Origin of the sequence: Bradyrhizobium sp. SZCCHNR1098, assembly GCF_032489375.1 — a bacterium.
In the GTDB taxonomy this organism is placed as follows: domain Bacteria; phylum Pseudomonadota; class Alphaproteobacteria; order Rhizobiales; family Xanthobacteraceae; genus Bradyrhizobium.
In genome coordinates, this window is the sequence record NZ_JAUEXY010000021.1 from 1 (window position 1) to 25575 (window position 25575).

Genomic DNA, 25575 nt, shown 5'->3' on the forward strand with positions numbered 1-25575 from the left:
ATCGATCGCCTATTGAGTTCGAAGCCGCGTTCGCGCAAAACAAGGCACGATAGTCGTCGTGGCAACCCCACTGTCACTGAAATTATCGTGTCTCACTCAAGGGGTGCAGTCCAGTGCAGTCCAGCACTGTCACCGTAATTCCACGGTCACCGTAATCCACCTCTCGTCCGGGTTGATCAAGCCCAGATCGCTCGGCTGATCTCGCTAATTCTTGAAGACATCTCCTGTGACGAGGACCAGATCACATCGGAACTCGTCAGAGGTCTTGCCGCCTGCATCTTCAATCCGGTGGTAGCAGGTGTTGTTGCCGAACGGCCTGTTCTCAAATTTACCATTCTTGTCCTGCACGATCTCGGCTCGGATCTTCCCGCCCAGCATGTTGAACAGGACGTGTGCCTTATCGCCTTTGCAAGCAAGAATGATGGCGTCACCGCCGTCTTCCAGGCCCCCGGCGCTCACGGCTTCTTTCAGGCAGTCGTTGATGCTTGCGACGATCAGATCCTTCGATCCGACTTCAGCGGCGGCGGACACACTCGGCAGAGCGAGACAGATGAACATTATGAACTTCTTCATGACGACGGCTCTCCGGGCCGGACTGAACGATTGATCGCCTCACCCTAACCACTTGGGACGATGAGGAATGCCTGCTTTGACAGCCGAGAAACTGGGCGCAAGTCAGGCAGACAACGCAAGAGCTCGTCCAAATCTCGGCGTGCGACATCGACCGAAGTCCCGTGCCCATTTTTTGACGCGGCATTGGCAATTTCATTGAGAACCTGCACCCTGATCGCGCCACTGAACCGTTCCGACCGACATGGCCGAGAGGCTGAAGGCCCTGGAACGGGAGAACCGTGAGCTTCGGCAGGTCAATGAGATCCTGCGCAAGGCAAGCGCCTATTTTGCGACGGCGGAGCTCGACCGCCGGTCCAAGCCATGATCGCCTTCATCGACGATCACCGTGGGACATATGGGGTCGAGCCGATCTGCAAGGTCTTGCCGATCGCCCCTTCGACCTACTACGCCCATGAGGCCAAGCGGCGCGATCCGACCAAGCTGTCGGCGCGCGCTAAGCAGGACGCCGGGCTGAAGATTGATCTGGTACGAAATCATCGACGGAGACGACACCAATCGTCTGATTGCGGCCTATCCGCGTTATTTGGGCTGAAGTAGAGCCTATGCTGACGATACGTCTGGTCGTTCTGCTGTCTTTAGCGCGGAGCTATTCCCATTTTGTTTGAGTGCAGGTCTAGATTGGCGCCAGCTTTGATCAGGCCGCAGCCAACTTCAGTGAGGGCGCGAAATACTTGCGCTTCTCGAGACCCATGATCTCAAGGCTGCCTACGCCCTCACTCCTACCCGATCGTTCCCGGCGGCTTGCTCGTCACGTCATAAACCACCCGGTCCATGCCCTTCACCTCATTGATGATGCGCGTCGCGACGCTACCCAGAAACGTCATGTCGAACGGATAGAAGTCCACGGTCGTGCTATCGGTCGGGGGTCGCTGCGCGTGGGCCAACGCAGTGGTCACACGTTCGGCTGCTGCTCAGCGCTCGATCAGTCTTCCCAAGTGACCCAAGACGTGCCAAGTTAGCATAAAACAACCAGGAGGACACACTCTATGCGCCTTGAGCCAGCACTCTCGCGTTCAATGCCCGCAACAGAACCGCTGAACATCGGCGGCGACTGGAAAAATGAGCTCCGGTCAGAGATGCACCTAGATCAGAATGGGGCAACTCTCACGGGGCACTACAAGAGTTATAAGAACGACGCCGGCCAGATTGCGGCGGAAGGTCCCTTGGTCGGCTGGGTGAGCGGCAAGCTTGTGGCCTTCTCTGTGAATTGGAACGGACTAGACTCGATCACGTCGTGGGTCGGGCAGCATATTGAAGACCAGGACGGGCCGCGGCTGGTGACACTATGGCAGATGACGAAAGCTGTTCCCGACGGCAGCGAATGGGAATCCATCAATGCCGGAGCCGACACATTCTGGCGGGTCTAACGACCCGCTGCCGCCCCCTACTCCCACTCGATTGTCTCGTGCTAGATTAAGGCATTGATCTTGAAGGCTTTTGCGCAGGTATCGTTTCAGGACGCTGATCGCGAGACCGACGGTTTGGTTTGATCTTGATTCCACAGGAATATCTTGTGCGCTCATGCCGAGCGCCCGTTCGGCGACTATCGGCTGCTATTGCCTACACGGCAATGAGCAACTTCTAACCTTGGTGCCAGCAGCTCATGAATGAGAGCTGAGCGGGAACGACAATTCAACTCCGAAAGCAGCGCGTCGGCCAGGCGATATCAGGAAAAGGCCGCAGAGGCGCATGATGCTCAAGGCGCCTCGTTACGGGGACGTGCAACCATATCATCTCGAGTTGCCCAAATACGAGCACTGTCCGCTACGCGAGCAGCCCCGACTCGTTCGTCAATTGCAAACTTCCCAAGTTGGTCCCGTGTCGCACGCGATATAGCAGCGAGCCGGCGGGGATCCGAAGCGGCGCGACTCCACTAGCGAGCCAGTTACGTGCGTTGGCCGGGCGGCGGGTGGGGAAGGCCACCCGACCCTGGACAACGACAACAGTCCTCCTAACCACTGCCGCGTCCCCACTTCAGGCAACAACCCGTGGCCGACTTTCACAAGCCGCGAAGTGTGACCAAGTCGTTCTCATGCCTCCAGGCTTCGAGAGGTCACATCGAGCCATGCCTGGAGCGAGCTCAAGAGCATGAGAGCCCTCAAACATTCCCGCCGGCGACGTTCCTGCCCACGAGCCAGCCGAAGACCAGCGCCGGACCCAACGTGATTCCGGGCCCGGGATAGGCCCCTTCCATGATCGAGGCCATGTCGTTGCCACAGGCGAACAGGCCAGGAATGGATGAGCCATCCGCGCGCAACACCCGCCCGCGCGCATCGGTGACGAGGCCCGCAGACATGCCGAGATCGGCCGGATAAACCGCGACGGCATGGAAAGGCGGCTCCAGGATCGGCGCGACGCAGGGATTGGGATGCTGATCGGCGTCGCCGAGCGCGCGCTGATAGATGTTGCCGCCGCGGCCGAAGGCGGGATCCTCGCCGCGCACCGCATCGGCATTGAACTCCGCGACGGTTGCAGTCAATGCCTGTGCCGGGACGCCGATCGTCTCCGCGAGCGCGTTCAGACTGTCGGCACGCTTGAGATAGCCCGCGGCGACGTCACGCGCGACACTGCGCGTGAACGGCTTGATCTTGCCGAGGCCGTATCTCCACAGGAAGCGGCGATCGCAGATCAGCCAGGCGGGAATGGCCGCAGCGTGATCGAGCTGCGCGCGCACGAACTCATGGTAGGACACCGCCTCGTTGACGAAGCGGCGGCCGGTGCCATCGACCGCGATCAGGCCGGGCTTGGCGCGATCGGTGACCGTGTGCGGGAAGACGCCACGGCTGCCGTCGGCCCGTGTGAAGGTCGAAGCCGGCACCCAGAACGCGCCTGCTTTCGTCGGCGCCGACAGGCACGCGCCCAGGGCCATGGCCAGCCGCGCACCGCGTGGTGCGGCGCCGGGGTCGACGGTGGCCGACAGCAGGCCGGCGGCCTCAGGCACATAGCAGCGGCGCAGCTCGGCATCATGCGACAGCCCGCCGGTCGCGAGCACCACGCCGCGCCTTGCGGTGATCCAGGAGCGGCCGGAGCGATCGATAATTTCGAGCCTCGAGACCCTGCCCTGCGCGTCGGCCTCAAGCTGCTGGACGGAGGTGCCGGTGCGTATGACAACGCCACGATCGAGCGCCGAGCGCAGCAGCCGCGCCGCCAGCGCATTGCCGAGATAGAGCGTCGTGCCGCGCCGCGCCGTGAGCCGCTGCAGGCCATAGCGCGCGAGCAGCCTGGCCGCGTGCAAGGCCGAGCGCAACGATCGGCCGGCACGGCGCAGATGCGGGATATCCTGGCGGCTGATCATCATGCCGCCGAACAGCATGAACTCCGGCAGCGGATCGCGCAGCAGCGCAAAGGCGTCGCCGAGGCCGCGCGCATCGAATGGCAGCGGCTCCAGCACCCTGCCTCCCGCGGTGGCACCGGGCAGGTCGGGATAATAATCCGGATAGGTCGGCACCGGCTGCAGCCGCAGCGCAGTGCGGACCTCGAGATCGCGCAAGGCTTCGTCGCCGAATGCAAGGAATGTCTCGAGCCGCGTGCGGTCCTGCCCCGGCACGGTCCGGTCCAAATACGTGCGCGCCGCCTCCAGCGTATCCGCCCGCCCCTCCGCGGCCGCCTTGTGATTGGCAGGAATCCAGACCATGCCGCCGGAGATGGCGGTGGTGCCGCCGACGAATTCGGCCTGCTCCAGCAGCAGCACCGAGCAGCCGTCAGCCGCGGCGATGGTCGCCGCCGTCATGCCGCCCGCGCCGGCTCCGACGACGACGACATCGAATGTCTCGCCGGCGTGCAGCGCCGCCGTCATGCTCACACCATGCCGCCATTGGGCTGCACGATCTGGCCCTGGATCCAGGAGGCCTCGCCGGAGGCCAGGAAGCGCACCACCTCCGCAATCTCGCCCGGCTTGCCGATGCGATTGAACGGGCTCAACGCCGCCATGCGCTGCTTGGCCTCCTCGGTCTTGCCGGCATTGAAAAGATCGGTGTCGACGGGACCGGGCGCCACCGCATTGACGCGAACACCGCGCGCCGAGAGCTCCTTCGCCATCGACCGCACCAGGCTTTCGACCGCTGCCTTGGTCGCCGCATAGGGCCCGGTGCCCGGCACCGCGTGGCGGACCAGCGATGTCGTGATCGCGACGATGGCGCCGCCGTCGCGCACGCGCCGCGCTGCCTCCGCCAGCACGTTGAAGGCACCCAGGACGTTGACCTCCATCAGCAGCCGAAAGTCCTCCGGCCTGAAGCTCGCGAGCGGGCCTGCCGGCACGTTGATGCCGGCGTTGGCAATGACGGCCTGCGGCGCAGCACCGAGGTCGGCGGCAACTTGAGCGAAGACCTGCGCGACCGACGCGGCATCGCGAATGTCGACCTTGTATTGTCTGCCGGGCCCTCCGTCCGACGGGTGATGGGTGGCGTAGGTCGAGGCCACCTGCCAGCCGGCGACGGCAAACGCCCGCGCGCAGGCGGCGCCGATGCCGCGGGAGCCGCCGAAGATGAGAACGATCGGAGAAGAAGTGGTCATTTTCGATTCCTTGATGGAGATGGTATCTTCGCCATCGCGGCCCGCGTCGCTTCGATCGTCGCCTCGATGCCTTTTTGCAGATCGTAGCGCGGCTGGTAGCCGAGCTCCGCTTTGGCGCGGCCGATATCGAGCGCGCCCTTGACGGCGCTCAGCACGCGGCCGCCATGATGATAGGGACCGGTGTCGCCGACCGTGATCCTCGCACCGGGAACGGCGCGATTGACAGCGTCGGCCGTGTCGCGCAGCGTCGGTGCCACACCGGTCGCAACATTATAGGCGTCGAAGCTGTGATGCGGCTTGTCGAGCGCGAGCAGCACGCCAGCCACGGTATCGTCGATATAAACCTGATCAACCGCGAGATTGCCGCCGTCCTCCTGATGGAATGGCTCGCCGCGCAATGCGGCTTCGATGAAGGTGCGGGGCATGCGCAGGCGCGGCAGATGCGGTCCGTAGACCCAGCAGGTCCGCACATTGATGCATTCGAGACCGTGATCGCGCGAATAGACGCGACCATAGTGCTCGGCTGCGAGCTTGGTCACGCCGTAGACGCTGGCCGGCTTCTGCGGGTGCTCCTCGTCGATCACGGCGGATTGGAAGTCGCCATAGGTCTCCTCGGTCGAGATCTGCACGACGCGCCTGACGCCGGAGAGCCGCATCGCCTCGAACAGGTTGATCGCGCCCTCGACATTGACCCGCAGCGCCTTCAACGGAATGTCAGCGGCCTGAACCACACCGACCACCGCGGCGGCATGAATGACTGCATCGGGACGGAATGTCTGGAACGCTCGCAGCACTTCATGCCATTCGCCGAGATCGATCGCAGCGTTGACGAGTAGCTGTTGTTGCGAGGCGAGTGCGGCCATGGCCGGCGAGACCACCAGGTCGATGGCGACGACGCGATCGCCGCGCGCGAGCAGCGCCTGCGCGATGGCCGTGCCGAGCCAGCCGCAGGCGCCGGTGACCAGAATGGTCTTGCTCGTGGTCATGCCCGGCCCCTCACCGCGGCGCCGGCTCCTCGTCGGTCGGCGGGCTGGTGATCACGAGGAACAGCAGCGGGTCGTTGCCGGTGCAGTGGAATTCGTGCACCACGCCCGGCGGAATGTAGGTGACGTCGTTGGCACGGACCAGCCGGCGCTCGCCATCGAGGATCAGGATGCCCTCGCCCGACAGCACGTGATAGATCTGCTCCTGCACCTTGTGGGAATGGCTCTCGACATGCGCGCCGGGCTCGTAGGAGGAGATGCGATAGTCGAAGAAGCGGCTGCCTGTGGTATCCGGTGTCACGATCGCCTTGGACAGCGCCTGATTGTAGTGGCCTGGATACTGGGTCCAGAACATCTCGGCGAGATTGCGCGTCACCGCCTTCTTCTCTGTCGCCGCATTCGCGTAGGCGTTCGGTCCGGGAACGACGATGGTCATGTCTCATCTCCTCAGGAAGGTTCAGATTTGGCCGGCCAGCAGATGCCGATGGTCACGAACTCGCAGCTGCTCATGACCCGTTTGCCGCGCGTTGCACTGCATCAGCGGTCTGAGTGATGCCAAGCAAACGCCCTTGCAGCTCGTGATCGGCCGCGAGCGCGGCAGCATCGCCGACATGGGCCACGCGCCCATTCACCAGCACATAGGCGCGGTCCGCCATCGCCAGCACGCTCTCGGCATGGTGCTCCACGATGACGAGGCTCGCGCGCGACCTCAATTTGGACACGGCGTCGCGGACCTCCTGCACCACGGCGGGCGCCAAGCCCTCGAACGGCTCGTCGAGCAGAATCAACCGGCTCGGCACCATCAACGCGCGCGCGATCGCCACCATCTGCCGCTCGCCGCCGGAGAGATTTTCGGCACGCGCCTTGTGCAGGATGCGCAGCTTCGAGAACAGATCGAACACGTCGTCGAGCGACGCGCCGCCGGCGCGGGTCGCGAGCTTGAGATTCTCCTGTACGGTCAGGTTCGGAAACAGCCGGCGCCCTTCCGGCACCAGCGAGATGCCAAGACGGTTGATCTCGTCCGGCCGTAGCCGGTTGAGCTCCCTGCCGTCGAACGTGATGCGACCGCCGCTCGCCGGCACCGTGCCTGTGATGGCCCGCAGCGCGGTGGTCTTGCCGACGCCGTTGCGCCCTAGCAACGCCACCACTTCGCCAGGCCGCACGGCCAGGTCGAGCCCGTCGAGCACGGTGCCACCGCCGTAGCCGGCGCGCACGCCCTCGAGCCTGAGCAGCGGCTCGGCGGCGGCGCTGCCGGGAAGCGGCGTCACATTGGTCGCCCGCGACGGAGCCGCCGCGACTTGGCCATGGGCTGTGCCGAGATAGGCCGTGACAACTTCGGGATGCGCCGCCACCTCCGCCGGCTCGCCGTCGGCGATCAGCCGCCCCTGATGCAACACCGTGATGCGGTCGGACATGGCCAGCACGCGGTCGATGTCATGCTCGATCAGCAGCACGGCGTGGGACTTCGCCAGCCGCATGATCAACTCGCCTACGATCTTGCGGTCCGACTCCGCCAGACCGGCCAGCGGCTCGTCGAGCAGAAGGAGCTTGGCATCGATCGCGAGCGACACCGCGATCTCCAAGAGCCGCTTCTCACCATGCGCCAGCGCGGAGCAAAGCTCGGCGGCTCGATCGGCGAGGCCTACGGCATCGAGCAGCGACCACACCTTCGCGTTTGCAGCCGCATCGTCATAGGCATCGCGCCAAAGACCCGTCCATTGCCGGTTGGCAGCCTGCACCGCGATACGCACGTTCTCGAACGCGGTGAGGTTGGGAAAGACGCTCAGGATCTGGAACGAGCGGGCGATGCCGAGCCGCGCGCGCTTGTACGGCGACAGCTGATCGATGGGCATGCCCTCGAACAGGATGGTGCCGGCGTTGGCCCGGAGCACACCGGTCAGCAGATTGAACAACGTGGTCTTGCCGGCGCCGTTGGGGCCGATCAGGCTGTGCAGTCCGGTCCGGCTCATCTCGAAGGACACGTCGTTCTGGGTCACGATCGAGCCGAAATGCTTGGACAGGTTGCGGATCGCAAGAATTGGCACCTCTGAGGCCGTCGCCGCAGCCTGGCGTGCACGATCCGGCGCGTAAGGAACGATGTCGCGCGGCCGCGATGGAATGACATTGCGCGTCAGGGTCCAGCGGCTGCGGCCGGCGATGCGCTGGAAGATGCCGTGAATGCCCTCATCTGACAGCAGCGCGAAGGCGATGATGATGGGGGCGAAGACCAGCCACCAATTCTCCGTGATGGCGCTGAGCCGGTCCTCCAAAACGATGAAGACGATGGCGCCCCACAACGGCCCCAGGAAATGATGTACGCCGCCCAGCGCCGCCATCAGCACCGGATCGCCGGCATGCTCCCAGTTCAGATTGTTGGCGTAGACGCCCTGCAGCAGCAGCGCCATCAAACCTCCGGCGACGCCGATGCCGCCGCCGGCAATGACGAGCGCAATCAGCTTGGTGCGGTAGGTGTCGAAACCCAGGCTTGCGACCCGCTGCTCATTGTCGCGCAACGCCTGCATCAGTCGGCCGAACGGCGCATGCGCCAGCCGCCACATCATCCACAACGACCCGATCACCACGACGAGCGTGAACCCGTGGAAGGCAAGCGCGGAGCGAAACAGCGGACGCGCGACGTTCTGCAGGCCGTTCTCGCCTCCGGTCACCGAGGTCCATTTGAACGCAATCTCGAACGCGATCTGGGAGCACGCCAGCGTCAGCAGCGAAAAGTAGAGTCCGCGCCGGCGAAGGATGATGGCGCCGACGATCAGCGCCAGCAGCAGCGAAAATGCCACCGCGATCGCCAGGCCGGTGATTTCATTGGCGGCCGGCATGAAGCCCAGGCCGATTGCCAGCGCATAGCTCGCACAGCCGAAGAAAAAAGAGGCGCCGAACGGCACCAGGCCGAGATAGCCGATCAGAAAGTTTACCTCCGCGCCGTAGAGCGTGTAGATCGCGATCTGGGTCACGCGATGGATCGGCATGCCCACAGCGAGCGCGATGCCGGAGGCGAGCGCCAGTATCGCGACCGCCACGAGCACCGGGTGACTTGCGAGCCGCTGCAGCACGGGCTTGGCCGTCGTCATTCGAAACGCTCCCAGCGCTCGCCGAATAGTCCGCGCGGCCGCAGCAGCATGATCGCGAACATCAAGGCATACATCGATGCGGCGGCGGCCTCTGGCCAGAACTGAATGGTCAGCGAGGTGACGATTCCAACCGCGAGTCCGGCGACCACTGCGCCCCGAAAGGAGCCGAGCCCTCCGATGGCCACGATCACAAACGCTGGCATCACCGCATTGGCAGCCATTGACGGCGACACCGTCCACAGCGGCGCGGCCAGCACCCCAGCGATCGCCGCCAGCATGCAGCCGAGCCCGAACACCGCGGTGAGCACCCGCGGCAGATTGATGCCGAGCAACTCCACCATCTCCGGGTCCCGGCTGCCGGCACGCAGGATCCGGCCATAGGGTGTGAACGCCAGGAAGCCCCATAGGCCGAGCAAGGTCGCGGTTGTCGCGCCGAGCACGGCCACGCGATATTTGGTGATCAGGAGAGGACCAACTTCAACGATCCCTGCAAAGGCCGGCGGCGGATTGAACGGCTTGCCGTCGGCGCCCCATGCATAGCGGATCACCGCTTCGATCAGCAGCGCCAGCGCAAAGGTCACGATCAGGCTGAGCAACGGCTCCTTGCCGTAGAGGCGGCGGATGATCGTCACCTCCACAGCCATGCCGATCAGCCCGACCACCGGAGGCGCCAGGATCACGGCGCTCCAGCCAAATAGCTGGAACAGCTGCCAGGCCACGTAGGCCCCCAGCGCGAAGAAGGCGCCATGCGCGAAATTGATGACGCCGAGCAGGCCGAAGGTGATCGACAGACCTACGGCGATCAGCACGTAGATGAAGCCGAGCACGAGTCCATTGGCCGCCTGGGAGACGAGAGTGTCGAGCATCGTTCGAGCCTGTCGGTGCGCTGCAGGAACCGGGGGTCGCCCCGCCTCACAGCGACGGCAGGCTGCAGCCGATATCCTCCTTGGTACCGAACGCCTTCGCCGTCTCCTCGGCGGTCGCCGAGGTGTTCTTCAGCACGTCGAAATAGTCGAACTTGTCGGTGATCTGCTTCTTGATCTGGACGATGACGGCCGGACGCACCAGCTGGTGATCCCAGTCGCGGAAGAAGAACGGAAACTCGCCTTCGGTGTTCTTCCACTGCTCGATATGCGCCACGAGCTGAGCGGCCTCGGTCGATTTCGCCGCCTCGATCGATTCCAACAGCGCCCGCATGCCGATCCAGCCCGACCAGGTCTTGTCCGATGGCGGCTGATTGTACTTCTTCTTGAAATCCTCGATCAGCTTCTGCTCGGCGGCGGTATTCTTCGGATTGTTGTAGTACCACGGCTTGATGTAGATGCCGGTCGAGGCCTGCGGCCCGACGTCCCAGAAGTCGGTGTCCGTGACGGCGACCGCCGCATAGGGGATCTTGTCCTTCATCCCCATCTCGTTCCACTGCTTCAGGAAGTTGGAGAAGTCGCCGCCCACCAGGCCGCCGACGATCACGTCCGGTTTGGCCTGGCGGATCTTGAGGATGTAGGAGCTGTAGTCCGCGGTGTTGATCGGCACCTCGTCGACCCCGACCTCGGTGGCGCCGACCTGCTTCAGCATCGCGCGCGAGGCGCGCAGGATGTCCTGGCCGAAGGCATATGACGCCGTGATGAAATAGACCTTCTTGCCGATGCTGGAGACGTAGGGCATCAGGCCGGCCATCTGAACCGGCACGGTCGCCTGGGTGCGGAACGTGTACTTGCTGCAGCTCTTGCCGGTGATCTCGCTGGCCGCGGCGCCGGTCAGGATCAGCGGCACCTTCTCGCGATTGGCAACGCTCATCATGGCGAGCGCCGAGGACGAGTAGTTGCCGCCGACCACGGCGACCACCTTGCTCTCGTCGACAAGCCGCTGCATGTTCTGCTGCGACACCTGGGGATTGGGCTCGTCGAGCCAGACCAGCTCGATCGGGCGACCCAGCACCTTGCTGCCGGCCTGCTCGACCGCAAGCGCGCTGCCGCGTTGCAGGTACTCACCGATCGAGGCGCCCGGCCCCTGCTTGGCATAGATCATGCCGATGCGGACGGGCCCATCGGACTGGGCTCGCGCGGGACCGCCGACGCCGAGCACGGATGCGGCAGCCACGCCGGCCGACGCGCGCATGAAAGATCGCCGGTTCAGATCACGCTTCAACATGGTGCTCCTCCCTCTCGATGTTGTTATCTTTGTTTTGTATCGTCAGTCGCGTTTGTAAGGCTTGCCGAACACCGGCTCCTTGAATGGGATCGGCGGCAGCTCCCAGGTGCCCGTCGATGGCGGGCGCACCTCGGCGTCGACATGCAGATCGATCACGCAGGGGCGGCGGTTCTTGATCGCGGTCTCGACTGCACCGCGCAGGTCGGCGCTGCGGGTCACCGTCACGCCGTCAGCGCCGCAGGCGCGCGCCCAGGCGGCAAAGTCGGGGTTGTAGCGATCCCCGCCGGGCCCCTGATTGCCGCGATAGAACGCGGTGCCGAGCTCGCGGCCCTCGAACAGGCCATACTGCAAATCGCGGATCGCGCTCCAGGCGAAGTTGTTCCAGACGATCCAGACGCACGGCAGGTCATATTCGACGGCAGTGGCGACGACATATGGCGCCATCATGAAGCCGCCGTCGCCGACCACCGCGACGCAGGGACGGTCGGGCGCGGCCAGCTGCGCGCCGAGCACGCCGCAGACGCCGAACCCCATCGACGAAAAACCCCAGCTGTTCATCATGCTCTGCGGCCGCTTCGGCTGCCAGAACTGCATGAACCAGTTGTGATGCACGCCGGAGTCGAGCGACAGGATGACGTCGTCCGGCAGCACGTCCTGCAGGGCGCCGACGACATATTCCGGCCGGATCGGCGTGGTGTCGGCGCTGAAGTGCGGCCGCACGAACGCCTCCCACTCCGCCTTCCAGGTCCCGATCTGGTCGCGCCACGCCGCGAAATTTTCGCGGCGGATCGCGGGGCGACGCTCCAGCGCCGCGAGCAGTTGCCCGGCGAAGGTCTTGGCGTCGGCGATGATGCCGAGCGTCGGCGGATAGTTGCGGCCGAGCTCCGCCGGATCGATGTCGACCTGCAGCAGCCTGGTCGACGGGAAATTCCAGGAATAGCCCTGGTGCCAGCTCGACGACGAGCGATCGTCGAAACGCGTTCCGATGCAGAGCACGAGATCGGCATGACGGCCGGCCTGGTTGGCGGGATAAGCGCCGTTGCGGCCGATGAAGCCGAGCGTCAGTGGATCATCCGACGGCACGCAGCCCATGCCATTGGGCGAGGTGATGACCGGAATGCCGTAGCGGCTCTGCAACGCACTGATCTCAGGGCCGGCTTCCGAGAGGGTCGTGCCCTGCCCGATGAAGAACACCGGCCGCCTGGCGGCTTCGATCAGATCGAGCGCCTTGGTAACGTCGGCCTCGCTCGCACTCGGCCGGTGACTGCCGTGAACATGCGACAGCGCCGGCAGCTCGACGTCGGCCTCCTCCTGGAAAACATTGTACGGGATATCGAGATTGACCGGGCCGGGACGTCCCGTGACCATGGTGTCGAAGGCTTGGCGCAGCGCCAGCGGCAGCATGTCGACGCGGCTCGGCTGGAACGAGCGTTTCACCACCGGGCGCAGCACCTGGGCGAAATCGGCCTGGTTGTGCGCGTACAATTCCTGGAACGGCGCGCGATTGGCCTGCGACGTCGGAACGTTGGCGGTGATCGCGAGGAAGCTCGAGGAGTCCGACAACGCAGTCGCGAGCGACATCACCATGTTGGCCGAGCCCGGCCCGGTCGACGTCAGGGTCGCGACCGGACTGTGCTTGACGCGGAAATAGGCGTCGGCCATGTGACCGGCGCATTGCTCGTGGCGGGGCGACACCAGCTTGACGCGATCACGGACCTGGTAGAGCGCGTCAAGGATGCCGACGTTGCCGTGGCCGCAGATGCCGATCACGAAAGGCACCTTCTGCTTGACGAGATATTCGGCGATGACTTCGCCGCCCTTCATCTTGGTCATGGTCAGATCCTTGTCAGGTAGCGGTCCGCGTCATGCGAGGATCGTCACGATGCGCTCTTCGCTCATTTCGCGGATGGCGTAATGCGGCCCTTCGCGGCCGAACCCGGAGTCCTTGGATCCGCCATACGGCATGAGGTCCACGCGGGAGCTCGGCGTCTCGTTGATGTGAACGCCACCGACTTGCAATTGCCGCGCGGCCTGCAGAGCCTCGTCCAAGCGCTTTGTGAAAATGCCCGTGGCAAGCCCATAGGGTGTGTCGTTGACGCGCGCGATCGCCTCGTCCAGCACATCGAAGGGCGCGATGCACATCACGGGTCCGAACACTTCTTGGCAGCCGAGCGGCGTCGCCTTGTCGACATTCGTGAGCAGCGTTGGAGGAACCACGGCGCCCACCCGCGCGCCACCGACCAGACGCCGCGCGCCGTTCTGCTCGGCCAGCGCGATCCAGGCCTCGATGCGCTGAGCGGCGGCCTCGCTGACGACCGGCCCAACAACGGTGTCGTCCTCGCCGGGGTCTCCGTAGGGCAGCCCGGCAACGAGCTCTGAAAGTCTCTGCTCCACCTGCCCGATCAGCGAACGCTGCACCAGCAACACCTGGATCGATGTGCAGACCTGGCCGGCCTTGCGGAAGCCGGCGTTGACGACCTTCGGCAGTGCAATATCGAGGTCGGCGTCCTCGCAGATCAGGCAGTGCGAGATCGAGCCGAGCTCCATCTGGGTTCGGCGTAGTCCCGCCTTGCTTTGGATGATGCGGCCAATTTCTGTGCTGCCGGTGAAAGCGAAGAACTTCACGGCAGCTTCGCTCATCATCCAATCGGCAACCTCGCTATCGCCATGGACTACCGACATCAGGCCCGATGGCAGACCGGCTGCGATCAGGCACTCGGCCATGATGCAGGACGTCATCGGCGTATGCAGCGACGGTTTCAGCACCACGGCGTTACCAGCCGCCAGTGCAGGCGCAACCTTGTGCGCCACCGTATTGAGCGGAGCATTGAACGGCGTAATCGCGGCCACGACGCCGAGCGGCACACGGATGGTGAAACCGATACGGCCTTTCTGGCCAGCTGCTCCCTCCATCGGCACCATCTCGCCGGCCAGCCGCCGCGCCTCTTCGGCGGAGAGCCGAAACGTCGTCGCACAGCGCTGGAGTTCGCCCATTGCATCGCGGCGTGGAAAGCCCGCCTCCTGGCGCAGCACCTCCACCAGCTCCGACGCACGCTTCTCTAGCTCGACCGCAGCGCGATCGAGGATGAGGCCGCGATCATAGGGCGTCAGCACATTGGCTTGGAACGCCCGCTCCGCGGCGATCATGCAGGTGCGGACCTGCTCGCGCGACGGCAGATGCGCGGACATGGCTGGCTGTAGGCGATATTTGTCGAGCACGGCTACGGTGTGCGTACCCTTCACCCATTCCCCGGCGATCAAGAGGCGGCACGATGGCAGTTCGGCCGACGCCTGTCTCTGAACCGCAGCGTCCGCCATCGTCTGGTTCCTCCCAAAGGGGTCTTACGCCTGTTACCCTCGTCCTTAGAGAGAAATTGACATTAGCAAAAATACTGTTTTGGATTAGTTGCTATAAGCTGAGCATATAGCTCGGCGGAAACGTCTCGTTCTTCCCCGGCAGTGCGGTGCCCGCCCATGGATTTGCGTCAGTTGCGCTATTTCGCCCAGATCGTCGAGAGCGGCAGTTTGTCGAAGGCGTCGCGCTGCCTGTTCGTTGCGCAGCCCGCCTTGAGCCAGCAGATCGCAAAGCTCGAGGAGGAAGTGGGCAGGCCCTTGCTGCAGCGCTCCTCGCGCGGCGTGATCCCGACCGAGAACGGCCTTGCGCTCTACCATCACGCCCGTTTCATGCTGCGGCAGCTCGACCATGCGCTGTCGATTGCCCGCCAGGATTCGGCAGAGGTGAGCGGCATGGTGTCGGTCGGCTTACCCGCAACGACCGTGCTCGCGATCGGGCTGCCACTCACCAAGTGCATCCGCGCCAAATATCCCGGTATCCTGCTCAATGTCGTCGAGGGAATGAGCGGCCACATCGCTCACATGATGCGGCTTGGCCAGCTCGACCTGGCCATCCTGTTCAACAACGACGTGTCGTCCAAGCTCGACGCGATTCCGCTGCTCGACGAGGAACTGTTCGTGCTTCTCCCTGCCGACAGCCCGCTGGTGCCGCAACACCGTTGCAGCATCACAGTTGCGGAAGTTGCAAAGCTGCCCCTGATCCTGCCGACGGGAACTCATGGCCTGCGCCGGCGTGTAGCTGCAGAGTTCGAGCGGCGCAACATCACGCCGAATGTGGTCGCCGAGATCGACTCGCTCTCGCTGGTGATGAGCTGCGTCGGTGAGGGCATCGGAGTCACCATCAAGCCGATGTCGGCGCTGCAGGCAGGAGGACGAAGCAGCGAGGACTGGCGCGCCCTGCCCATCTCGGACGCCCGGATCACGCGACGCAACTATGTCTATTCAATCAAGCCAGACCTGCTGGCGCCTGCAGCCCTCGCCGTCGCCAAGGAGCTCCAGGATACGGCGCGAACGCTCGTCACATCCGGACAATGGCGCGGCGTCAGCCTGGTCGACGACTCCATGTCTTCCGCGATCCCGCCGGCGGCCTAGCGCACGCGCCGACCGTCTGACCGGCGGATCGCGACGGCATCGCGATCCGCCCCCGGCCCGGTCTCGTCTACTTCAGCGCCGCCTGCCCGGCCAGAGATACGACGTTGTCCTGGGCGCCCGACCCACCACTCACACCGACGGCACCGATGATCTTGCCGTCCACCATCAGCAGATTGCCGCCCCGCGATGCGATCACGTCATCGAGCGTGGCGAGATAGGCGAAATACGCGCCTTTGCCGAGCAGCGTCTCGAACACCAGCGTGGGGCGTCGATAACGTGCCGCCGTGCGCGCCTTGTGCTGAGACAGGCCGACCGACGCATATTGGCAATTGTCCTGCTTTTCGAAATAGACCAGATCGCCGCTCGGATTGACCACGGAGATGCAGAAGGCGTTCCAGTTGCGCTTCGTCGTCTCGGCAACGGCCGCAGCAGCCACCTTCTTGGCCATCTCCAGGCTGATCGGCTCGCCATAAGGCGGCGGAGTCAGTGCATCCGCGACCGCGTCGTTGGGGTTGTCGGTGTTCGATGTCTGGGCGAGGCTGCTCGATAAGTGCAAAGCTGCGACGCATGCGATGATGCTCAAAATGGCCCGATAGTGCATGTCTTCCTCCCGACCCTGTTGCCTTCTCGTGCTCGTCGGCCAGCCTGGCCGCCTTGTTTTACTCGACGAGGCGTGTCGTTCGCTGCCTCCGTTGGCGTTGCGCGCGCCCCGCGCCGGTCGTACCCGGCCGTCTCCACGCTTCATTCCGACCGCCGCACTTCCAGGCTGCCGAGATCTTCGGGCTGCCCTGTTTGCATCTCCAACGGAGTCATACGCTGCAGGTCAGCGCCGCTCGTCTCGGGCAAAGCCATCGCGGCGATGAAAGCAAGTCCATAGGCGGCGAGCGCGCAAAGGCCCATCGACAAGCCAAGAGGATGCGACGCAGCAAGCACGCCCACGGTCGCAGGCACGACCGAGCCAAACCCACGCCCGCCACCGAGGCAGAAACCCTGCCCGCTCGCACGAATCTCGGTCGGAAACAATTCGGCAAAGGTCGGCAACATTCCTGATGCCAACCCACCCTGGAACGCGCCCAGAAAGAAGCTGAGCAAGATCGTCGTGTTGGCGCCGATCGGAGCAAGCAGGTAGATGCTCGCGTTCACGGCCTGGCATAGCAGGAAGATCATGAACGCGGGACGTCGGCCCGTGCGATCCGAAAGCCAGCCATAGAGCAACGGTCCGACCAACGAACCCAGGATGTTCATGGCAAGATAACCTGCACTGCTCCCCACCGTCAGGTTGAGGACGGTGCGCAGATAGGTCGGCAGCCACGTGATCATCACATAGGCACCGCCGAAAATGCCGGTGGCCATCGTGACCGCCGCCACGGTACGCCGCACATGGGCCCTGGTGAAGATCGTCCAGGCGGGCAGTCCGGCTGTCTTGTCCGCGCGGCTTTGACGATAAAGCCCGGACTCCGGCACAAGGCGGCGGATGAAGAACACGAGAAAGGCCGGCGCGATGCCGACCGCAAAGAACACGCGCCAGCCGAGCTCTTCAGGAAACAGCGATGAAATCACGGGGAGCAGCGCGACGGAAATCGCATAACCCACCGCGTAGCTGCTCTGCACCGACGCGGCCACCCGGCCGCGCAGCGCGGGCCTGACGACCTCGCTGATCAGGACGCCACCCACGGCCGCCTCACCGCCGTAGCCAAGGCCCTGGAGAAAACGCACGATCAGCAAGAAGTTGAAGCCGGTCGCGAAAGCCGATGCGAGCGTGAACAGGGCAACCCAGAGGATCGTCAATTGCAGGACTTTGATGCGGCCGATGCGATCGGCAAGGATCCCTCCGCCCCAGCCACCGACAGCTGCACCGACGAGGGCTGCGGTCGCGAGATAGCCGGCTTCAGGGCGCGTCAGTCCGATTGTTGCAATCAGCGCCGGGATGACCAGCGCATAGATCGTCGAATCCAACGAATCGAGACCAAAGCCCGCGAAGCAAGCCCAATACGTCCGGCGTTCGACCTCGTCGAGTTCGGAATACCAGCCCAGTTTCATGATCGTTCACTTTCAGGCCAGGACGCGAACCAGATGCGCTTCTTCGTTGGCCGGGAGAACAAGCGCGAGTGCAGTACAATCGGGTGGCCGCATGGACCATACAGGCGCACTTTCTGCGCGTGCCTGCCGGTCGTGTCCATTATGAATGCCGACAGCTTCATCGCCCGCCGATTGGAGATAGACGGAATTCCAGGACAGCCAAAATACGATTTGGCGTTGGCGCTCATAAGCGAAAGATATGGCTTGGCCGGAGCTCACCGCGGCATCACGGGGCGACCTTGGCGGTGACAAATCCACTTTGATTGAGCGCTCGGCGTACTGTGCCATTCGCCTTGGCATCTGCAAGAAACCGGGCCGCCCACTCTCGCGCCGTCACTTTGCCCTTCGGGACGACCACGACGACGCCCGTTGATTGGATGACCTCGTTCAAGACCCGGCTGCCCGGCAGGCGCCGCGACAGCTCCTCCAAGGCTTCCATGCCCATGGCGAGGGCGTCGAGCTGACCCCGGCCGATCAATTCAGCGGCCTCTTCAGGCTTGACGAATTTCGTAACGCTGGCACTTTTCATGCTCGCCTCGACCGTTCTGGACGTCGAGGTGCCTTCGATGCAGCCAACCCGGTTTCCCGGACGGTCGATCTCGGCAACGGAGGTGATGTCTGAGCCGGCGCGAATGAGATACCCGCTCATATAGGCGACATAAGCGGGTCCCTGATCGACGAACTGCTCTCGCTTCCGATCCGCAGGCATGAAGGACAGATCCCACGCGCCTTTGCTGCCGGCGGCCGCGATTTCGTCCGAGCTCTGATATTCTACGAGCTCGAGCGGCACATTGAGCTTGCCTGCGGCCGCCTTGGCCAGTTCGACTGTCACGCCGACAGGCCTGCCTGTCGCCGGATCGCGTGTCGTCCAGAACGCCGAGGCGGCCGGCCCGACCGCAACAGCGACGCGCAACACGCCGGTCGGAGCGATCTCGCGCGCATCCTGCGCAGCTGCTCCCGCCATCATGGCCGAGAAGCCCAGGCAAAGACTTGCGATGGCACAACAAAGCGATGCAAGCGGACCGGTCGATTTCATGCGTGGTCTGGCGCGATCCGACATGGGTACCGCCGTGCTGACAATGTGCCGGTCTTTCATAGTGTCGGATTCCACGATGATGGGATCAGCCGATAGCCGGCGCCGTCTTTCTCGACGTGTCCGACCGACGGGAACGCGAAGTGGAATCCGATCACGACCGCCTTCTCCGCCGCCGCCATGTCGTAGAACTTGTGGCGGGTCTGCTGCGCAAGATCGGGGTCGGTGTCGAAGACGACGTGCCAATCCGGATGTCGCAGGAAGAATTCCGGGATGTTGGTGACATCGGATTGGATCAGAACCTTCGCGTTGCCCGACGCGACCGCGAACGAGGTGTGACCTGGCGTGTGGCCGGGGGTCGCGATCGACGTGATCCCCGGAGCGACCTCCTTGTCCCAGTCATATTTCGTCACCTTCGACTCGATACCGGCGAAGGTTTTCCTCACATTGGCGAAGTAGTTCTTCATCATCTCGCTGGACTGCGCCTTGGCCGCGTTGTCCTCGCTGGTCCAGAAGTCCCAGTCCTTCGCAGGCACCATGATCTCGGCATTCGGGAACGCTATCGATCCGTCGGCGCGCGGATGCCGTTGGTATGGTCGGGGTGCAGATGCGACAGCAGCACGACATCGATGGCCTTCAGATCGACGCCTGCCGCAGCAAGGTTCTGCAGGGTTCGGCCGACCGCGCCCTTGCTGGGCTCGAGATTGGCCACACCGTTCCCGGTGTCGATCAGCACGAGCTTGCTGCCGGTATTGATGATTTGGGGGTTGAAGGGGATGGTCACCATCCCTTTCGGCATGTAGGCGGCGTCGGCGGCGGCGACCGCCTCCTCCCTGGACGCGTTGGTGACGAACTTGTCCGGAACCGGAAACGTGCGCGCACCGTCATTGATGGACATGCACTCGAACGATCCCACCTTGTAGCGGTAGAAGCCGGCTGCCTGCGCGCCGGCCGGATTCATAGCCGCTCCGGCGGGCGCCGTGCCGAGGCGAGTAGCGGCCGCAGTCCCTGCCAAGGCTGCGCCGGCCAACAACTGACGACGGTTGAGATTGATCACGTGCCCCTCCTTCTGGTCGATCCAACGACGATGAAATTGAACGCGGCGCGGGACCTCAGACGATCCTGATCGACATGTTAATTCGCGTCGTGATGTCGTCTTCATGTCTCTCAGTCCCAGAACGGGACGACCCGTGAAGGCTCCCCGTGGCGTTTTGCTTCAGTGGGCCAGCGGATCAGGCCTCATCTGCACCTTGTAGACCTTCGGCGACGCCTCCTTGCCGCCCTCGCCGTGGAAGCTCGCGCGCGTGCCGGTCGTGGTCCACAGACCTCGTCCCTTCCAGCCAGTGTCGGGATCGTCGATATCGCTTCTCATCGCCATGACAGCCGATCACGCCGCGAATAGTGCGCGCAACCGGCCGATGTCGTCGATTTCTTCGAGCCGCCCGACCATGTCGATCAGCTTCTCCGTCTTCTCACGCCCCAGAACGGGCGTCATCAGATCCCTGGTCTTGGCGTTGACGGCCTCCGTGCTCAGCGGATTCTCCCTGGTGCCCGGCGGACGCCTAGTGAAATGATCGACCTTGCGGCCATCGACCAGAGTCACCTCGACGATCGCACCGCGTGGCGCGGCCGGATCCATCAGACTCTTGTCGCCTACAAGCGTCACCTTCCCACGCTGCTCCAGGATCATCGGGTCGCGCATCAGCGCGACATCATGGCTGTCGGCGAATGAGACGGCCCCCTTGACCAAGGCGAGTGCGACGAGATGCTGACAGTTCACGTCGGGCATGGCGCTGTCGCCGACGATGCCCATCGCGTCGGTCGGAAGCTTGACCAGGATGCTGCGGACCTTGTCAGGGGTCAGCGCGTGCTGCCGGCGCAACGTCAGCAGCGCATCCAACGGCGACTGGATCGGATAGCCGACCGAAAAGGTCTTGATGGCGGTCTCCGTGACGTAGAAGCGGCTGCCGAGATCCTTGACCATCTCCTCCGGCTTCGGATCGCTCGACAGCGCGATGAACAAATTGTGGGTGCCATCGAGCACGTCATCGACGCCGGTGAGCCCGGCCATCACCATGTCGACGGCCATGACGCCGTTGCGCGCGCCCATTCCGGCGAAATCGAATGCCTTCTCGATGTGGTCCGTATCCTTGACCCAGCTCCACAGCCCCGAGACCTGCTGCGCCGAATAGGAAATGGCGTGACGCATGCCCCTCTCATCGAGCCGCGCCAGCGGGGCCGCAGCGCCGAGCGCGCCGAATGTCGACGACGTGCCCTCGGCACTGCGATGCGAGCCGCGCACCAGGTCCGGTCCGAGCGCCATCAGAAGCCGGCAGGTCAGGTCATAGCCGAGCACAACGGCGCGGATCACGTCGCGCCCATTGCGATGCTCCCGTTCAGCCATAGCGAGCGCGGCAGGGATGACCGCGCACCCCGGATGCGCCTTGGTGACCGGTTCGAAATCGTCGGTCTCGTCGGCGTGGGCGCACATGGCGTTGGTCATCGCCGCATTGACGGCCGTCGTCCGGACGTCGGAGCCGACGACGGACGCCTGCGGCTCGCCGCCGAGGCTGCGCACGTATCTCAGCGCCATCTCGCCCGGATGCATGCGCGCGCCGGACACCATGGCGCCGAGCGTATCCAGAATGCGGTGCTTGCATGCGAGCATCACCTGCTCCGGCAGCTCCTGGTCACGCGCCGCGACCATGTAGCGCGCCAGGCGCTCGGTCACGCCCGGGCCGGCGGCCCGGGAGAAACGGATCGGCATCGCCGAGATTGCAGCAAACGCCCCCGCCGATTGCAGCAGACGGCGGCGCGACGACATGGCCCTCCTCGCCATCGTCAGGCCGACGCCGACATCTTCGCGATGTCGGCTGCGCTCGACAGGCCCTCGACATTCCAGCAGGCGTCCATGATCCGCCGGATCGACGCCGCCGGAACGATGCCGTCGGCGAGGTCCACGAACTTCGCCTCGAGCTGCTGGTCGGTCATCGGCACTTCAACGCTGCCGACGGCGTGCTCGATGCGGCGGCTGAGCTTCCGCCCATCCTTCAGCACGATCGTGATCTCGACCTGCTCCGGCTTGATCTCGGGCGTGATGACCGGAATGACCTTGCTACGCAGCGACAGCACCGTCGGATCGGTTACCGCGCGATCGCTGAACTGCTTCTCTCCGCCCGCGCCTTCCACGATCGCCACGGCCACCGCGTGATAGATGCTGAACTTGCCCTCGAGCCCCTGCTGCGGCGTCTTCTTGCCCGTCAGCTCGAGCACGAGCGGGTTGACCTTGAGATCAACATGGTCGATCTGGTCGGCCGTCAGCCTGTTCTCGTTGCGCAGCTGGATCGCGGCGTCGATTGCCGGATGCAGCACGATGCCGCAGGCGAACGGCTTGTAGGTGTTGAGCGCGGCTTCGTAACGCTTGCCGAGATCGCCGACGATCTCGCCATAGTCCTGCTTCGTGCTGATCGTGTTGGCCCAGCCGCGCTTCGCCTCGATCATCCCGTCCGACGACGTGAAATTCTTCGACGCCAGAATGGCGGCGAATATGCCGTTCGATGCCGCGCGGCCGGGGTTGAAGCTCTTGTTCATGGACCCGAACGATTCGCGCAGGCCGACCGGCTGCGACGCGGCGAGGCCCAGCGCCCAGGTCATCTGCTGCTCGTTGAGCTTCAACAGCTTGCCGGCAGCCGCAGCCGCACCGAACACCCCGGCAGTCCCGGTGATGTGCCAGCCGACGTCGTAGTGGTTCGGATAGACGGCGTTGCCGATCCTGCACTCGGTCTCGACACCGAGGACGAGCGCATTCAAGAACTCCTTTCCGGAGACCGGCTGCATTTCCGAGAGCGCAATGATCGCCGAAACCACCGGGCCGGCCGGATGGATGATCGTCTTTAGATGGGTGTCGTCGAAATCGAAGATGTGGCTGGACACGCCGTTGATGAAGGCGGCGTTCATGATGTCGAACCGCTCGCGCCGGCCGAACAGCGACGCCTGCTGCGGGCCTGAGAACGGTGCCAGCGCGGCAACTGCAATATCAACCGTTTCATGTCGCGACCCGCCGATCGCGACGCCGACCCAGTTCAGCAGCGTCCTCACGCCTTCCTTGCGGACCTTGACCGGCAGATCATCGTATCCCGCCGAGACGATGTACCGCGCAAGCGTACGCGTGACCTCCTTGGGCGGCGCCGCGGCGGGCGCCGCCGGTGCCTCAGCCTGTGCAAAAGCCGCATTCGCGCCGACCGCGGACAAGGGAAGAGCGGCGGCGGCCTGAAGCAGGGTCCTGCGATCAGTGTGCATGTGACGTCTCCCGGGCTTTGAACGAGGCCAATTGCGCGGCGAGCCGGACCGCGCTTTCGAGCGCGCCGGTGTTTGCGACGCCCTTGCCGACGATGTCGAACGCCGTGCCGTGCGAGGGCGTGGTGAAGACGGTCTCGAGGCCGGCGGTGACGGTCACTCCGCGATTGAAGCCGCGCAGCTTCGTCGCGATCTGCCCCTGGTCATGATACATCGCGACGACGCTGTCGAACTCGCCGGCAAAGGCGCGAATGTAAACCGTATCCGCTGGATACGGACCGCTGCAGACAATGCCCTTTTTCGCAATCGCCTCGACCGTCGGCTTGATCATCTCGATCTCGTCGCGACCGAACAAGCCGCCCTCGCCGGCATGCGGATTCAGTGCGGCCACGGCGATCCGCGGCGCGGCGACTCCGGATCTCCGCATCATCCTGTCGACGAGGACCACCGCATCGGCGATCCGCGCCGGGCTGATGTCGTTCAGCGCCTCGCGCAGGGACTGGTGCCCGGTGACGCGCGACATCCATTGACCATCCAGCACATTCATTTCAGAAAAATAGGTACGGTGCCCGAGCAGGTCCGCGAACATCTTGTGCTCGTCCGGGTACCTCCAGCCGCCGTCGAACATCGCCCGCTTGTTCAAGGGCGCGAAGGTGATGGCATCGATCGCGCCGTCCTTGGCAAGATCGATCGCCCGCGACAGCGTCTCTCCGGTGAGTCGCCCGGACTCGGCGCTGGCCTTTCCGATCGGGTGCCTCGACGGATCGGTGTTGCCGAGATCGATCAGCTGGATCTTGCCGGAAACCCAGGAAGCCTCGCTGGGGGAGCCGATCCGCTCGATATCGAAGCTCACGCCGGCATGCGCCATTCCCATCTCCAGCACGCGGGCATCGCCCACCACGACGAGGCGCGCCGCATCGGCCAGCCGGTGATCGGAGAGGATTCGCGCCGTCTGCTCAGGACCGATACCGGTGCAATCACCGGGAACCAGCGCCACGATCGGCAAGTCTTCACAGAGAACCATGGATCCTACTTTGCTGCTTTCATCTGGACGACCCGCCTCCAATCGTCGCGGTCGAATTCACCATCCCATTTCGCCACCACGATCGCGGCCACTGCGTTGCCGATGGTGTTGGTGATGGCGCGCGCCAGCGACATGAAGCGATCGATTCCGAGCAATAGCGCGAGGCCTTCGACAGGCAGCCCGGCTGCGACGACGGTCGCCGCCAGCGCGGCGAACGCCCCGCCCGTGACACCGGCTGCGCCCTTGCTGGTGAACAGCATCACGACAAACAGGCTCAACTGCTGCGCCGTGCTCAGCTCGATGCCGTAGACCTGCGCCACGAAGATCGTGCTCAGCGGCAATGTCAGCGCCACGCCGTCGAGATTGAAGGAGTAGCCGGACGGAATGACGAGACCGGTCACGGCGCGTCCCACCCCCGCCCTTGGCAGCTTCTCCATCATTCCGGGAATCGCGGTCTCCGACGACGACGTTCCGAGCACGACGAGAAGCTCGGGGCGCAACAGCCGGAGCAGGTCCATCAGCCGGATGCCGACCAGACGGCAGATCATTCCCAGGACGACGAAGATGAAGAACGCCATCATCGCCCAGGCCGTCCCGACCAGGAGCGCGAGGGCGTACAATGTGGCGGCGCCGAACTTGCCGACCGTGAAAGCCATGGCGCCGAAGGCCCCGATCGGTGCCAGCATGACGACGACATGGACCACGCTGAACACGAGCGCGGTCAACCGCTCCATGCCCGAGCGCAGCGACAGCGCCTTTTCGCCGAGCATCAAGAGACCGATGCCGCACAGCAGCGCGAGCACGAGAACCTGAAGCACGTCGCCGCTGGCAAACGCGCCGAAGAAGCTTTCGGGGATCATGTGCTGGATATACGCCGACAACGAGCCGACATGTGTCTGCGCATAGTGGGCCACGGCTTCGGCCTGTTGCGGGGTGGCGTGCGCCACCCCCGCGCCGGGCTGGACCCATCGCACCACGACGAAGCTGAACAGCAGGCAGAGCGTCGTGACGATTTCGAAATACAGGAAGGCCTTGAGTCCGATGCGTCCGACCGCCTTCATGTCGCCGACCTGCGCGATGCCCGTCACCACAACCAGGAACACCAGCGGCGCGATCGTGACCTTGATGAGCGAGATGAAGCCGTCGGCGAGCGGCTTGAATTCGAGTGCTGCAGCCGGAAACAGCGCGCCGACGAGTGCACCGAGCACGGCGCCCGCCACGATCAGGACATAAGGCTCCCGCCAAAGCGAGCCGGCACGAGGCGCAGCAGCCTGCGTCGGGAGCGCCTCCGACAAAGGAGTCGTTGTGATCGTCAATTCCGTGTCCTCCCGC

20 protein-coding genes, 3 pseudogenes and 1 other annotated feature are annotated in these 25575 nt (G+C 64.2%); of the genes and pseudogenes, 3 read left to right on the forward strand and 20 right to left on the reverse strand.

Annotation, left to right across the window (positions count from 1 at the left end):
* Positions 1-204 precede the first annotated feature (204 nt).
* Positions 205-573, reverse strand: coding sequence for a hypothetical protein (locus QX135_RS31175; RefSeq protein ID WP_315739234.1), 369 nt, complete (start codon positions 571-573; stop codon positions 205-207).
* Between the two features lie 235 nt (positions 574-808).
* On the opposite strand from QX135_RS31175, the pseudogene QX135_RS31180 reads away from it, so the two are divergent.
* Positions 809-1104, forward strand: a pseudogene (locus tag QX135_RS31180) (IS3 family transposase); the annotation flags it as partial.
* Positions 892-1008: a sequence feature (AL1L pseudoknot), on the forward strand. (Overlaps the previous pseudogene by 117 nt.)
* A gap of 248 nt (positions 1105-1352) precedes the next feature.
* On the opposite strand, the pseudogene QX135_RS31185 reads toward QX135_RS31180, so the two are convergent.
* Positions 1353-1518, reverse strand: a pseudogene (locus QX135_RS31185) (GMP synthase (glutamine-hydrolyzing)); the annotation flags it as partial.
* A 101-nt stretch (positions 1519-1619) separates the two neighbouring features.
* Here QX135_RS31185 and QX135_RS31190 point away from each other — a divergent pair.
* Positions 1620-2000, forward strand: coding sequence for an avidin/streptavidin family protein (locus QX135_RS31190; RefSeq protein ID WP_315739233.1), 381 nt, complete (start codon positions 1620-1622; stop codon positions 1998-2000).
* Between the two features lie 731 nt (positions 2001-2731).
* Here QX135_RS31190 and QX135_RS31195 read toward each other — a convergent pair.
* The 9 genes from QX135_RS31195 to QX135_RS31235 form a co-directional block, all read right to left on the reverse strand.
* Entirely contained in the window at positions 2732-4429 is a 1698-nt protein-coding gene (locus QX135_RS31195; protein WP_316180597.1) for an FAD-dependent oxidoreductase, read from the reverse strand.
* A gap of 2 nt (positions 4430-4431) precedes the next feature.
* The gene (locus QX135_RS31200) at positions 4432-5145 is read right to left on the reverse strand and encodes an SDR family oxidoreductase (protein ID WP_315776797.1); all 714 of its coding nucleotides are present in this window, start codon (positions 5143-5145) and stop codon (positions 4432-4434) included.
* Entirely contained in the window at positions 5142-6131 is a 990-nt protein-coding gene (locus QX135_RS31205; protein ID WP_316180409.1) for an NAD(P)-dependent oxidoreductase, read from the reverse strand. The genes QX135_RS31200 and QX135_RS31205 overlap by 4 nt, the downstream gene beginning before the upstream one ends.
* 10 nt (positions 6132-6141) lie before the next feature.
* Complete coding sequence (locus tag QX135_RS31210) at positions 6142-6564, reverse strand: cupin domain-containing protein (protein WP_315744910.1); 423 nt, start codon at positions 6562-6564, stop codon at positions 6142-6144.
* Between the two features lie 70 nt (positions 6565-6634).
* Entirely contained in the window at positions 6635-9214 is a 2580-nt protein-coding gene (locus QX135_RS31215) for a branched-chain amino acid ABC transporter ATP-binding protein/permease (RefSeq protein WP_316234458.1), read from the reverse strand.
* Entirely contained in the window at positions 9211-10080 is an 870-nt protein-coding gene (locus QX135_RS31220; RefSeq protein ID WP_315739227.1) for a branched-chain amino acid ABC transporter permease, read from the reverse strand. Before QX135_RS31220 ends, QX135_RS31215 begins: the two co-directional genes overlap by 4 nt.
* Before the next feature lie 46 nt (positions 10081-10126).
* A complete protein-coding gene (locus QX135_RS31225) occupies positions 10127-11365 on the reverse strand; it encodes an ABC transporter substrate-binding protein (RefSeq protein ID WP_316234459.1) in 1239 nt (412 codons plus the stop codon).
* Positions 11366-11407: 42 nt separating this feature from the next.
* Complete coding sequence (locus tag QX135_RS31230) at positions 11408-13198, reverse strand: thiamine pyrophosphate-binding protein (RefSeq protein ID WP_316231279.1); 1791 nt, start codon at positions 13196-13198, stop codon at positions 11408-11410.
* Between the two features lie 30 nt (positions 13199-13228).
* On the reverse strand, positions 13229-14683 hold the full coding sequence (locus QX135_RS31235) for an aldehyde dehydrogenase family protein (RefSeq protein WP_316180419.1): 1455 nt from the start codon (positions 14681-14683) through the stop codon (positions 13229-13231).
* A gap of 156 nt (positions 14684-14839) precedes the next feature.
* On the opposite strand from QX135_RS31235, the gene QX135_RS31240 reads away from it, so the two are divergent.
* Complete coding sequence (locus QX135_RS31240; RefSeq protein ID WP_315799231.1) at positions 14840-15811, forward strand: LysR substrate-binding domain-containing protein; 972 nt, start codon at positions 14840-14842, stop codon at positions 15809-15811.
* Between the two features lie 67 nt (positions 15812-15878).
* Here QX135_RS31240 and QX135_RS31245 read toward each other — a convergent pair whose 3' ends face one another.
* From QX135_RS31245 to QX135_RS31285, 9 genes and pseudogenes are all read right to left on the reverse strand, one after another.
* The gene (locus tag QX135_RS31245) at positions 15879-16556 is read right to left on the reverse strand and encodes a GlcG/HbpS family heme-binding protein (RefSeq protein WP_316180421.1); all 678 of its coding nucleotides are present in this window, start codon (positions 16554-16556) and stop codon (positions 15879-15881) included.
* Positions 16553-17851 carry an MFS transporter gene (locus QX135_RS31250; RefSeq protein ID WP_316180423.1) on the reverse strand — a complete coding sequence of 433 codons (1299 nt, stop codon included), beginning with the start codon at positions 17849-17851 and terminating at the stop codon, positions 16553-16555. The genes QX135_RS31245 and QX135_RS31250 overlap by 4 nt, the downstream gene beginning before the upstream one ends.
* A gap of 265 nt (positions 17852-18116) precedes the next feature.
* Positions 18117-18926, reverse strand: coding sequence for a transporter substrate-binding domain-containing protein (locus tag QX135_RS31255; protein WP_316180425.1), 810 nt, complete (start codon positions 18924-18926; stop codon positions 18117-18119).
* Between the two features lie 56 nt (positions 18927-18982).
* A pseudogene (locus QX135_RS31260) lies at positions 18983-19980 on the reverse strand (MBL fold metallo-hydrolase).
* A gap of 159 nt (positions 19981-20139) precedes the next feature.
* Positions 20140-20301 carry a hypothetical protein gene (locus tag QX135_RS31265; protein WP_315776807.1) on the reverse strand — a complete coding sequence of 54 codons (162 nt, stop codon included), beginning with the start codon at positions 20299-20301 and terminating at the stop codon, positions 20140-20142.
* A gap of 9 nt (positions 20302-20310) precedes the next feature.
* Entirely contained in the window at positions 20311-21747 is a 1437-nt protein-coding gene (locus QX135_RS31270) for an MmgE/PrpD family protein (RefSeq protein ID WP_410053237.1), read from the reverse strand.
* Between the two features lie 17 nt (positions 21748-21764).
* The gene (locus tag QX135_RS31275; RefSeq protein WP_316234461.1) at positions 21765-23222 is read right to left on the reverse strand and encodes an MmgE/PrpD family protein; all 1458 of its coding nucleotides are present in this window, start codon (positions 23220-23222) and stop codon (positions 21765-21767) included.
* Positions 23212-24243 (reverse strand): PdxA family protein, encoded by a 1032-nt coding sequence (locus QX135_RS31280; protein WP_316234462.1) that lies wholly within the window; start codon positions 24241-24243, stop codon positions 23212-23214. Before QX135_RS31280 ends, QX135_RS31275 begins: the two co-directional genes overlap by 11 nt.
* A gap of 5 nt (positions 24244-24248) precedes the next feature.
* Complete coding sequence (locus QX135_RS31285; protein ID WP_316234463.1) at positions 24249-25559, reverse strand: cation:dicarboxylate symporter family transporter; 1311 nt, start codon at positions 25557-25559, stop codon at positions 24249-24251.
* Positions 25560-25575: the final 16 nt, after the last annotated feature.